The sequence below is a fragment of the Pseudomonas sp. BN411 genome, from assembly GCF_029871235.1.
Classification (GTDB): Bacteria; Pseudomonadota; Gammaproteobacteria; order Pseudomonadales; family Pseudomonadaceae; genus Metapseudomonas.
On the sequence record NZ_SSOM01000067.1, the window covers coordinates 204902 to 217015 of the forward strand.

10 protein-coding genes are annotated in these 12114 nt (G+C 65.4%); 2 read left to right on the forward strand and 8 right to left on the reverse strand.

Annotated features, from left to right (window positions below; all coding sequences use genetic code 11):
• Positions 1 to 86: 86 nt before the first annotated feature.
• The 8 genes from E8F06_RS13690 to E8F06_RS13725 form a co-directional block, all read right to left on the reverse strand.
• A complete protein-coding gene (locus E8F06_RS13690; RefSeq protein WP_280368035.1) occupies positions 87 to 563 on the reverse strand; it encodes an ester cyclase in 477 nt (158 codons plus the stop codon).
• A gap of 175 nt (positions 564 to 738) precedes the next feature.
• Positions 739 to 2163, reverse strand: a complete 1425-nt coding sequence (locus tag E8F06_RS13695; RefSeq protein ID WP_280368037.1) for a gamma-aminobutyraldehyde dehydrogenase — start codon at positions 2161 to 2163, stop codon at positions 739 to 741.
• Between the two features lie 150 nt (positions 2164 to 2313).
• Positions 2314 to 3120 carry an ABC transporter permease gene (locus E8F06_RS13700; protein ID WP_280368038.1) on the reverse strand — a complete coding sequence of 269 codons (807 nt, stop codon included), beginning with the start codon at positions 3118 to 3120 and terminating at the stop codon, positions 2314 to 2316.
• The gene (locus tag E8F06_RS13705; protein ID WP_179060349.1) at positions 3110 to 4060 is read right to left on the reverse strand and encodes an ABC transporter permease; all 951 of its coding nucleotides are present in this window, start codon (positions 4058 to 4060) and stop codon (positions 3110 to 3112) included. The genes E8F06_RS13700 and E8F06_RS13705 overlap by 11 nt, the downstream gene beginning before the upstream one ends.
• 1 nt (position 4061) lies before the next feature.
• Entirely contained in the window at positions 4062 to 5087 is a 1026-nt protein-coding gene (locus E8F06_RS13710) for an ABC transporter ATP-binding protein (protein WP_179060348.1), read from the reverse strand.
• Positions 5088 to 5373: 286 nt separating this feature from the next.
• Positions 5374 to 6525 carry a putative ABC transporter substrate-binding protein YdcS gene (gene ydcS, locus E8F06_RS13715; RefSeq protein ID WP_280368043.1) on the reverse strand — a complete coding sequence of 384 codons (1152 nt, stop codon included), beginning with the start codon at positions 6523 to 6525 and terminating at the stop codon, positions 5374 to 5376.
• A gap of 223 nt (positions 6526 to 6748) precedes the next feature.
• Positions 6749 to 8254 carry a gamma-aminobutyraldehyde dehydrogenase gene (locus tag E8F06_RS13720; protein WP_280368046.1) on the reverse strand — a complete coding sequence of 502 codons (1506 nt, stop codon included), beginning with the start codon at positions 8252 to 8254 and terminating at the stop codon, positions 6749 to 6751.
• A gap of 101 nt (positions 8255 to 8355) precedes the next feature.
• A complete protein-coding gene (locus E8F06_RS13725; protein WP_280368049.1) occupies positions 8356 to 9267 on the reverse strand; it encodes a LysR family transcriptional regulator in 912 nt (303 codons plus the stop codon).
• Positions 9268 to 9471: 204 nt separating this feature from the next.
• On the opposite strand from E8F06_RS13725, the gene E8F06_RS13730 reads away from it, so the two are divergent.
• Both E8F06_RS13730 and E8F06_RS13735 read left to right on the forward strand, forming a co-directional pair.
• Positions 9472 to 10161: a tellurite resistance TerB family protein gene (locus E8F06_RS13730; protein ID WP_280368051.1), complete on the forward strand. Its 690-nt coding sequence runs from the start codon at positions 9472 to 9474 to the stop codon at positions 10159 to 10161.
• 316 nt (positions 10162 to 10477) lie between these two features.
• A complete protein-coding gene (locus E8F06_RS13735; RefSeq protein WP_280368054.1) occupies positions 10478 to 12106 on the forward strand; it encodes a methyl-accepting chemotaxis protein in 1629 nt (542 codons plus the stop codon).
• Positions 12107 to 12114: the final 8 nt, after the last annotated feature.

Here is a 12114-nt window from a genome sequence, read left to right on the forward strand (position 1 = left end):
AATCCTTGCAAGGCAGTTGTTATCGATCGTGGAGCGGGGTGGAGCGGGGGAGGGCCGGCGCCCCGGAGCGGGCGCCGGCGAGGGGCTTACCAGCCGAGTTGCTTGTTGAATCCGAGGGCGTCGTAGTAGTCGCCCTGGTAGGTGATCTTGCCGTTCTTGACGCGGATGAAGCTCACGCCTTCGAACTTCAGCGGCTTGTTGGTGGCCGGGGTTTCGGCACTCCAGGCACCGCTGTTGGTACCGGCGAACTCCCACTGGAAGGCGATGCCGTCCGCGCTGACGATGGGCTCGCTGGTCATCTTCCATTTCAGGTCGGGTACGGCACCGACGAAGACTTTGATCACATTGTCGCGAGCCGCCGAACGACCTTTCTGCGGCGTGCCGACGGTGGCATCGAAGTATTCCGCGTCCTCGGCCAGGAAGCTGGCGGCCTTGTCGGCGTCGTGGGCGTTCCAGGCAGCCATGTAGCCATCGACTATGGCCTTGGCATCGTCAGCCGCCTGGGCCATGCCGGCCATGGCGCAAAACAGGATGAAGCTGAAATTACGCAAGGTGTTACGCATTGCTTGTTCTCCTGGTGGTTTTCGCGGGTACTGCCTGTGGAGCATTTTTGCTTGGCTTTTCTGTGGGGGCGATTTCAATCGCTAAGGGCGGCGTAGCTGCCCCGAGGTTTCCCAGGGCAGGCCTGCGACCTGCATAGCGACTGAAGTCGCTCCCACAGGAGGAGCGAACAGCTGGTTAATGCTTGAACATCACATGGCGAATGGCGGTGTAGTCCTCCAGCCCGTACATGGACATGTCCTTGCCGTAGCCGGAGTGCTTCACGCCGCCGTGGGGCATTTCGCTGACCAGCATGAAATGAGTGTTGACCCAGGTGCAGCCGTACTGCAGGCGCGCGGACAGGCGGTGGGCGCGGCCTACATCAGCGGTCCAGAGGGAGGAGGCCAGGCCGTAGTCGGAATCGTTGGCCCACTCCAGCACCTGTTCCTCATCGTCGAAGGCGGTGACCGACACCACCGGGCCGAACACTTCGCGGCGGACGATCTCGTCGTCCTGGCGGGCGCCGGCGAGCACGGTGGGCTGGAAGAAGAAGCCCGGGCCATCGACGCGTTTTCCACCGGTGACGACAGTGATGTGCGGCACGGCGCTGGCGCGCTGGACGAAGCCTTCGACGCGCTCCAGGTGCTGCTCGGTGATCAGCGGGCCGAGTTCGGTGTCCGGGTCGTCCTGCAGGCCGGTCTTGATGCTGCCGACGGCCTCGCCGAGCTTGGCCACGAACTTCTCGTAGATGCCTTTCTGCGCATAGATGCGGCAGGCGGCGGTGCAGTCCTGGCCGGCGTTGTAGAAGCCGAAGGTGCGGATGCCTTCGACGGCGGCGTCGATGTCGGCGTCGTCGAAGATGATCACCGGGGCCTTGCCGCCCAGTTCCATGTGCATACGTTTCACGCTGTCGGCGGTGCCGGCGATGATCCGGCTGCCAGTGGCGACCGAGCCGGTGAGCGAAACCATGCGCACCTTCGGGTGGGTGGTCAGCGGTTCACCGACGCTCGGGCCACGGCCGAAGACCATGTTCACCACGCCGGCGGGGAAGATTTCGGCTATGAATTCAGCCAGCTTGAGGGCGGTCAGCGGGGTCTGCTCGGAAGGCTTGAGGACCACGGTGTTGCCGGCGGCGAGCGCCGGGCCGAGTTTCCAGGCGGCCATCATCAGCGGGTAGTTCCACGGCGCAATGGAGGCGACCACGCCTACCGGGTCGCGACGGATCATCGAGGTATGGCCGGGCAGGTATTCGCCGGCAGCGGAGCCGCTCATGCAACGGCTGGCACCGGCGAAGAAGCGGAACACGTCGGCGATGGCCGGCAGTTCGTCATTCAGCGCGGCGGTGAAAGGCTTGCCGCAGTTCTGCGACTCCAGGCGGGCCAGTTCGTCGGCATGGGCGTCGATGCGGTCGGCGAGTTTCAGCAGCAGGGTGGCGCGGTCCTTGGGCGAGGTCTGCGACCAGGCAGGGAAGGCGGCGTCGGCGGCGCGCACGGCGGCATCGACCTGGGCCGGGCTGGCCTCGGCGATTTCCACCAGGGCGGTGCCCAGGGACGGGTTGAGCACGGCGAGGCTGGGGCCTTCACCGGCGACGAGCTGGCCGTTGATCAGGAGTTTGGTTTGCATGGGCTAAGTCCTCGTTCGGTCTAGCCCCTCTCCCGCTGGGAGAGGGGTTGGGGTGAGGGAAATTCGGTGTGGCTCGGACTGCCCTCTCCCCCGGCCCCTCTCCCGCAAGCGGTAGAGGGGAGAAAAGCCGGAGAGAGGGCGTGCATGGGGTTACTTCCCGCTACCCGCCACGCTCTCGCCACCCTTGGTCAGGTAGTAGGCGGCGAGGATGGGCAGCATGGTCACCAGCATCACCAGCATGGCTACCACGTTGGTCACGGGGACGTCGCGCGGGCGGCTGAGTTGGTTGAGCAGCCAGATCGGCAGGGTGCGTTCGTGGCCGGCGGTGAAGGTGGTGACGATGATCTCGTCGAACGACAACGCGAACGCCAGCATGCCGCCCGCCAGCAGGGCCGAGCCGAGGTTCGGCAGGATGATGTGGCGGAAGGTCTGCCAGCCGTCGGCGCCCAGGTCCATCGAGGCTTCGATGAGGCTGTGGGAGGTGCGGCGGAAGCGCGCGATCACGTTGTTGTGGACGATCACCACGCAGAAGGTGGCGTGACCGATGACGATGGTCAGCAACCCCGGCTCGATGCCCAGCCCCTTGAACGCCGAGAGCAGGGCGATGCCGGTGATGATGCCGGGCAGGGCGATCGGCAGGATCAGCATCAGCGAGATGCCTTCCTTGCCGAAGAAGCTGCGGCGGTACAGCGCGGCCGCCGCCAGGGTGCCGAGCACCGTGGCGATCAGCGTGGCGATGACCGCCACCTGCAGCGACAGCTTGATCGCTTCCACCACGTCGGCGCGGCCGAAGGCGACGCTGAACCAGTGCAGGGTGAAGCCCTGCGGCGGGAAGCTGAAGGCAGCGTCTTCGGTGTTGAAGGCGTACAGGAAGATGATCAGGATCGGGATGTGCAGGAATGCCAGCCCGCCCCAGGCGGCCGCTTTCAGGCCCCAGGACGCTTTCTCAGAGTGCATCGAAGGCCCCCAGACGTTTGACGATGGACAGGTAAACGGCGATCAGCACGATCGGCACCAGGGTGAAGGCGGCGGCCATGGGCATGTTGCCGATGGCGCCCTGCTGGGCGTAGACCATGCTGCCGATGAAGTAGCCGGGCGGGCCTACCAGCTGCGGCACGATGAAGTCGCCCAGGGTCAGGCTGAAGGTGAAGATCGAGCCGGCGGCGATACCCGGAATGGACAGCGGCAGGATCACCTGCATGAAGGTCTGGCGCGGGTGCGCACCGAGGTCGGCCGAGGCTTGCAGCAGCGACGGCGGCAGGCGCTCGAGGGACGCCTGGATCGGCAGGATCATGAACGGCAGCCAGATGTACACGAACACCAGGAAGCGCCCGAGGTGCGAGGTGGACAGGGTGCTGCCGCCGACGCCGGGCACGCCCAGCAGCAGCTCCAGCACGGGCTGCAGGTGCAGCGCCTGGACGAACCACATCACCACGCCGCCCTTGGCCAGCAGCAGGGTCCAGGCGTAGGCCTTGACGATGTAGCTGGCCCACATGGGCATCATCACCGCGATGTAGAAGAACGCCTTGGTCTTGCCCGTGGTGTAGCGCGCCATGTAGTAGGCGATGGGGAAGGCCAGGGCGGCGCTGGCGATGGACACGGCGACGGCCATGCTCAGCGTGCGCACGATGATGTCGAAGTTGGCGGCCTGGAACAGTGCGCCGAAGTTCACCAGGGTCAGGTCCGTCGACACCGACATGGTGAAGTCGTCAAAGGTGTAGAAACCCTGCCAGAGCAGCGTCAGCAGCGAGCCCAGGTAGATGGCGCCGAACCACAGCAGCGGCGGCACCAGCAGCAGCGAGAGGTACAGGGTCGGCCGGCGATAGAGCAGGCCCGAGAACCTGCGCATCAGGCCATTGGCGGCGCGTGGCCGCTCGGCGTTGAGGGTCAGTTCCATGTCACGCGCCCTCGGTCAGCTGGACCATGGCATCGCGCGCCCAGCGGGCGGTGACCACCTGGCCCTGCTGGTGCAGCGGCGCGGCGTCCTGCCACTGGCTGTTGGGCAGGCTGATGCAGAGGTTCTGGCCGTTATCCAGGCGGATTTCGTAGCGGGTGGCGGCGCCCTGGTACTGGATGTCGTGAAGCAGGCCGCTGATTTCCACATCGCTGCCGTTGCGCTCGCCATGGGCGAAGCGGATGTGCTCGGGGCGAATGGAGAAGGGCTGCTCGACACCGGTGAGCTGACGCGCGACGTCGCCGCGCAGCACGTTGGAGGTACCGACGAACTCGGCGACGAAGGGCGTGGCCGGTTTCATGTAGAGGTTGCGCGGGGTGTCCACCTGCTCGATGCGGCCCTTGTTGAATACGGCCACGCGGTCGGACATGGACAGCGCCTCACCCTGGTCGTGGGTGACGAAGATGAAAGTGATGCCGAGCTGGCGCTGCAGCTTCTTCAGCTCGCTCTGCATTTGCTCGCGCAGCTTGAGGTCCAGGGCACCGAGGGGTTCGTCCAGCAGCAGCACACGCGGGCGGTTGACCAGGGCGCGGGCTAGGGCCACGCGCTGGCGCTGGCCACCGGACAGCTGCGCCGGCTTGCGGTCGCCGTAGCCGGCCAGGGCAACCATACCGAGGGCTTCCTCGGCGCGGGCCAGGCGCTCGGCCTTCGCCACGCCCTTCACCTTGAGGCCGTAGGCGACGTTCTCGCGCACGTTCATGTGGGGGAACAGGGCGTAGTCCTGGAACACGGTGTTCACGTCGCGCTCGTAGGGCGGCAGGCCAGCGGCTTCTTCACCGTGGATGCGGATGGAACCCGAGGTGGGCTGCTCGAAACCGGCGATCAGGCGCAGGCAGGTGGTCTTGCCCGAGCCGGATGGGCCGAGCATGGAGAAGAACTCGCCGTCCTTGATATCGATGGATACCCGGTCGACGGCCTTGACCTCGCCGAACTGGCGGGAAACCTGAGTGAACTGGACAGCAAGTGTCATGGTGTGGTGCTCCGGTGACGCGAAAAAAAAGACATGACTTGGGCGGGGCCTCGCGGTGGAGACCCTGCGGGAATTTCAGGTGGCTCGGACAAACTCCCTCTCGCTCTGGGAGAGGGCTAGGCGGGCCGCGTGCGGATGAGGGTTATGTCAGCCGCTCGGTGTTTCCAGGCGAGTACGAACAAACTCCTTCTCCCTTCAGGGAGAGGGCTGGGGAGAGGGCAATACCGAGCGATGCCTGGCTACCCTCACCCCCAGCCCCTCTCCCGCAAGCGGGAGAGGGGAGCTATCAGCGACCGCCCATAATGGCGATGTAGTCCTGGGTCCAGCGGCTATACGGGACGAACTTGCCGCCCTCGGCCTGCGGGGTTTTCCAGAAGGCGATCTTGTCGAACTGATCGAAGCCGTTGGTGGTGCGGCCTTCGGCGCCGAGCAGGGCGCTGGCCTTGCAGCCTTCCGGGGCGGCGGGCAGGGAACCGAACCAGGCGGCGACGTCGCCCTGGACCTTGGGCTCCAGCGACCAGTTCATCCACTTGTAGGCGCAGCTCGGGTGCTTGGCATCGACGTGCAGCATGGTGGTGTCGGCCCAGCCGGTGACGCCTTCCTTCGGCACGACGGTGGCCACAGGCTGACCTTCGGCTTTCAGGGTGTTGGCCATGTAGCCCCAGGTGCTGGAGGCAGCCACGCCTTCGTTCTTGAAGTCGCTCATCTGCACGGTCGCGTCGTGCCAGTAGCGGTGCACCAGACCATGTTGCTTGCGCAGCAGGTCGAGCACGGCGGTGTACTGCTCTTCGGTCAGCTGGTACGGGTCCTGGATGCCCAGTTCCGGCTTGGCGGACTTCAGGTAGAGCGCGGCGTCGGCGATGTAGATCGGGCCGTCGTAGGCCTGCACGCGGCCCTTGTTGGCCTTGCCGTCGGCCAGTTGCTGCGGCTCGAACACCGCGCTCCAGCTGTCCGGGGCCGTGGTGAAGGCCTTGGTGTTGTACATCAGCAGGTTCGGGCCCCACTGGTAGGGGGTGCCGTAGGACTTGCCGTCGACGGTGAACCAGGGCGCGTCCTTCAGGCGCGGGTCGAGGTTCTTCAGGTTGGGGATCAGCTCCGGATTGATCGGCTGTACGCGCTTGCCGTAGATCAGGCGCAGGGAGGCGTCGCCGGAGGCTGTAACCAGGTCATAGCCGCCCTTGGCCATCAGGCTGACCATCTCGTCGGAGGTGGCAGCGGTCTTCACGTTGACCTTGCAACCGCTGTCTTTCTCGAACTGGGTGACCCAGTCGTAGTTCTTGTCCGACTCGCCGCGCTCGATGTAGCCGGGCCAGGCAATGATGTCGAGCTGGCCTTCGCCGGCGCCGACTTGTTTCAGGGCTTCGGCGGCCTGCAGGCTGCCGCTGGCGAGGATGGCGGTGGCCACTGCGCTGAGCAGGGCGGTTTTGCGCACGGACATGTTGTTCCCTCTTTTTCGTTATTGGTCGGGGCAGATGAAGCGGGTACAGCCGGCCTCAGAGGCCTTTGTTCCTTCTAATTTTCCAAGCCTGTTCATGGCCTTGCGAGCTAGAGCGAGACGAGGAAAGAACTGTCGAGAAAGCGGAGTTTGCTGTTGCAAATGAGCATTTCGAGGCTGTTCTTGACGCTGTATCGCCGACGCGCAGCTGGCCATGGGCAGGCACTCAGAGGTCCGTGCCGTGGCGGGCCATAATGTGGCGCACCACGCTGTAGTCCTGCAGCGAGTCGCTGGACAGGTCCTTGCCATAGCCGGAGCGCTTGAGCCCGCCGTGGGGCATCTCGCTGGCCAGCATGAAATGGGTGTTGATCCAGGTGCAGCCGTACTGCAGCCGTGCAGCTACTTGCATGGCCTTGTCCAGGTTCTGCGTCCAGACGGAGGACGCCAGGCCGTACTCGGAGTCGTTGGCCCAATCCACGGCCTGGGCCAGGTCGTCGAAGCGGGTGACGGTGACCACCGGGCCGAAGACTTCGCGCTGGACGATCTCGTCCTGCTGCTTGCAGCCGGCCAGCAGGGTGGGCTGGTAGTAGAAGCCCGCACCGGAGTGCACGGCGGCGCCGGTGACGCGTTCGATGTGGGGCTGGCCCAGGGCGCGCTCGACGAAGCTGGCCACGCGGTCGCGCTGGCGCGAGCTGATCAGCGGGGGCATTTCGTTGTCCAGGTCACGCTTGCGGGCAAAGCGCAGGCTGGCCACGGCCTCGCCCAGTTCGCTCACCAGGCGGTCGTGGATGCCGGCCTGGGCGTAGATGCGGCAGGCGGCGGTGCAGTCCTGCCCGGCGTTGTAGTAGCCGTGGGTGCGCACGCCCTGGACCACGGCATCGATGTCGGCGTCATTACAGACGATCACGGGAGCCTTGCCGCCCAGTTCCAGGTGGGTGCGCTTCAGGGTGCGCGCGGCGGTCTGGAGAATCTTCTGGCCGGTGACGATGTCGCCAGTCAGCGACACCATACGCACGCGCGGGTGGCCCACTAACTGGCTGCCGACACTGTCGCCGCCGCCACAGAGGATGTTGATCACCCCCGGCGGGAGTATTTCCGCCAGCGCCGGCGCGAGGGCCAGAATGGACAGCGGTGTGTGCTCTGAGGGCTTGAAGATCAGCGTATTGCCGGCAGCCAGCGCCGGGGCGATCTTCCAGGCCGCCATCATCAGCGGGTAGTTCCAGGGGGCGATGGACGCCACAACGCCCACCGGGTCGCGGCGCACCAGGCTGGTGTGGCCGGGCACGTACTCACCGGCGAGCTGGCCCTGCTGGCAGCGCACGGCGCCGGCGAAGAAGCGGAATACGTCGGCGGTGGCGGGGATGTCGTCCTGGCGCGCCAGGTGCAGAGGCTTGCCGCAGTTCAGGGCTTCCAGGCGGGAAAGCTGATCGGCGCGTTTCTCGATGGCGTCGGCAATGGCCAGCAGGGCGGTGGCGCGTTGCGCGGGCGTGGTACGCGACCAGCTGGTGAAGGCGCGATGGGCGGCGGCGACGGCGACTTCCACCTGCTCGATGGAGGCTTCGGCGATGGCCACCAGGGTTTCGCCGCTGGCGGGGTTGATGATCGGCTCGGCCAACCCTTCGCCGATGACGAGCTGGCCGTCGATCAGCAGTTCGGTGTGCAGGGTCGGGGTGCTGGTGGCGCCGGTCATCTTACTGGCTCTTTTCTTCTCGGACTTTTGTTCTGTGGTCATCCCGTGCTCCTTGGAGCCCGACATGCCTCTGCTTATGGGAAGGAGAGACTAGAGGCCGGGCTGGAGGTCGACAAATTCTAAATATTGAAAGTAGCGTTCGATTAAATCGAAAGCCTGCGGTTGTTCGGCTGTTCCCGCGCCACGGTGATGAAGGGGTCCACCAGGGCCGGGCGCGCGGTGCCCCGTCGCCAGGCGAGGCCCACGTCCAGTGGGGCGCCCAGGTCCACCAGCGGGCGGGCCTCGATGATGTCGCCCTCCAGTGACCAGGGGCGGTAGGTCATGTCCGGCTGGATCGACAGGCCGAGGCCCGCCGCCACCAGGCTTCGCACCGCTTCCACCGAGGCGGTGCGCAGGGTGACCTGGGGCGTGAGCCCGGCGCGGGACCAGATGCGCTGGGTGTGCAGGCCCATCTCGTCGGCGTTGAGCTGGATCAGCGGCTCACCGGCCACATCCGCCAGGGCGATGCTGTCGCGCTCCAGCAGCGGGTGCTGGGCCGGCAGCCAGAGGCGGTGGGGGGAGTGGGTCAGCACTTCGGTCTGCAGCGCGTGGCGGTCTTCCAGATTGGAGAGGATCAGCACGCCCACATCGATCTCACCGCTGACCAGCAGGTGCTCGATGTACGGGCGCTCGTCCTCCACCACGCGGGTCTTCACGTTGGGGTAAGCGCGTTGGAAGCGGGTGATGAGGTCGGCCAGGTAGTAGCCGGCCACCAGGCTGGTCACGCCGATGGTGAGGCTGCCGGCGACCTGGTCGGTACTCTGCTGCAGGCTGCGCTTGGCGTTTTCCACTGTGGCGAGGATCAGGTGTGCCTGGCGCAGGAACTGGTGGCCCTGGTGGGTCAGCGACATGCCCTTGGCGTGACGGTTGAACAGGCTGACGCCGATCTCTTCTTCCAATTGCTGGATGGCCAGCGTCAGGGTGGACTGGGAAATGAACACCGCCTGGGCCGCGGCGGAGATGGAGCCGGTTTCGGCTACGGCGATGAAGTGGCGGATCTGGCGGAGGGTCATCATGGGCGTGGTTCGCGTCTGGATGGCGGCCGAAGAATAGGGTTTATCGAAATCTGAACGAGCGTTTCGCTTTTTTAGATGGTTATGCAGAATCTCGCCACCCCGCGGACCCGCAGCAATATCTCGAAGCACTCTGCGAACTGCCGCCAGGAATCCCTGCGGCTAGAGTCGGTCGATCTGTGAAATTGGAATGACCTGGAGGCATCGATGATTACCCGCGGACTGCTCGACCAACTGCTCAAATCCGGCCAGGACCTGCTGCAACAGAAGGCGGCCGGCAAATCCGCCAGCAAATCCGGCAATGGAAGCGACCTCGGCAACCTGCTCCAAGGCGCAGGCGGCGGTGCCCTGGCGGCGGGAGCCCTGGGCCTGCTGCTGGGCAACAAGAGCGCGCGCAAGCTGGGCGGCAAGGCGCTGACCTATGGCGGCCTGGCGGCGCTTGGTGTGCTGGCCTACAAGGCCTACGGCAACTGGCAGGCCCAGCAGGCGACGGCTCCGCAGAACGAGCCCCGCACCCTCGACCGCCTGCCCGCGCCCCAGGCCGAGCAGCACAGCCAGGCCATCCTCAAAGCGCTGGTGGCGGCGGCCAAGGCCGATGGCCATGTGGATGCCCGCGAACGCCAGTTGATAGAGGAAGAGCTGGCCAAACTGACCCAGGACGCCGAACTGCGCTACTGGCTGGACGCCGAACTGAACAAGCCGCTGGACCCCGCCGAGGTGGCCCGCGCCGCCACCACGCCGGAAATGGCCGCCGAGATGTACCTGGCCAGCGTGCTGATGGTGGACGAGGAACACTTCATGGAGCGCGCCTACCTCGAAGAGCTGGCCCGCCAGCTGCGTCTCGATCCGGGGCTCAAGGTCGAGCTTGAGCGTCAGGTTCGGCAGGAGCTGGCCTGACCGGCCGCCGGCACGTTCCTCTGTAGGAGCGAGCTTGCTCGCGAAGGATTCGTGCTCGCGACTGTTCGCGAGCAAGAACTCGGCGTCCCCCTCGCTCCTACCTATGCTGAATTCGCTCCCCACGCGCTCACCCTTCCAATCCCCTCCTGCAAATCGGCAACTTTCTGCCAAACTCCCCAAGTGCCGCGGACCGGCAGCTTTCTGGCGACATAAATGTGCCTAATCCTTGCGCTTGCTAGCGCATGGCCTTGCCACTAGAGTCGCCGCCATTGGCCGCAGGCCAGCAAGAATCCAGGCACTGGTAACGGGGAAGAATGTGAAGAACTGGACTGTTCGCTTGCGTATCCAGGCAAGTTTCGCGGTGATCATCGCCATCATGCTGTTGATGGCCGGCATGTCCTACATGCAGCTGAGGAATATCGAGCATGAGGGTGATCGGGTCCTGACCGATTCCGTACCCGGCATGTACTACATCAGCAAGATTCGCAGTGGCTGGACCGACAACCTCCTGCGTACCCAGGCCCTGCTGCACCGCGACGGCGATTCGGGCAGCACCATCTATCACACCGGCCGCAAGGACCTGGATGAGAGCAACGTCCAGCTCGATGAGATGATCGAGGCCTACGACCGCACCATTACCGCCGATGCCGATCGCGAACAGTTCAAGAAGTTCACCGACATCCGCAAGGTGTATGGGGCGCATCAGGCCCAGGCGCTGGCAGATCTTAAAGAAGGCAAGCTCGACACGGCCCGTGCCACGTTCGAAGGCGTTCTGGTGGAGCGGTGGGGCGAAGGCCGTCAGCACCTCAACGAACTGATCGAAATTAACCGCGAGATGAGCGAGGCGTCGATCACCGAGATCATCACCTCGGTGCGCAATGCCGAGCGCAGCATGCTGCTTGCCATGATTCTGGCGATCGCCGCGGCGGCTGTTTGCGGCTTGCTGCTGATGCGCGCGATCACCCGCCCGGTGGGCGGCATCGTCGATACCTTGCGGGTCATGGGTGGCGGCGACCTGTCCACCCGCCTGGACCTCAAGCGCCAGGACGAATTCAACGCCATCGAGACCGGCTTCAACAGCATGGCCGAAGAGCTCAAGACCCTGGTGTCCCAGGCGCAGCGCTCTGCCGTGCAGGTGACCACCTCGGTTACCGAGATCGCCGCGACGTCCAAGCAGCAGCAGGCAACCGCCACCGAAACCGCTGCCACCACCACTGAGATTGGCGCCACTTCGCGGGAAATCGCCGCCACCTCCCGCGACCTGGTGCGCACCATGGCCGAGGTGTCCGGCACCGCCGAGCAGACCTCCATCCTCGCCGGTTCCGGCCAGCTTGGCTTGGCGCGCATGGAAGACACCATGCACCAGGTGATGGGCGCCGCCGAGCTGGTGAACGCCAAGCTGGCGATCCTCAATGAGAAGGCCGGCAACATCAATCAGGTGGTCACCACCATCGTCAAGGTGGCCGACCAGACCAACCTGCTGTCCCTGAACGCTGCCATCGAGGCGGAAAAGGCCGGCGAGTACGGCCGTGGCTTTGCCGTGGTGGCGACCGAAGTGCGCCGTCTGGCCGACCAGACCGCCGTGGCCACCTACGACATCGAGCAGATGGTGCGCGAGATCCAGTCGGCGGTGTCCGCCGGGGTCATGGGCATGGACAAGTTCTCCGAGGAAGTCCGTCGCGGCATCGCCGAAGTAGGGCAGGTGGGCGAGCAGCTGTCGCAGATCATCCAGCAGGTGCAGGCGCTGGCACCGCGTGTGCAGATGGTCAACGAGGGCATGCAGGCCCAGGCCACCGGCGCCGAGCAGATCAACCAGGCCCTGGTGCAACTGGGCGAGGCCACCGGGCAGACGGTGGAATCCCTGCGCCAGGCCAGCTCCGCCATCGACGAACTGAACCTGGTGGCCAACGGCCTGCGAACCGGCGTCAGCCGCTTCAAGGTCTGAGTCGGCGC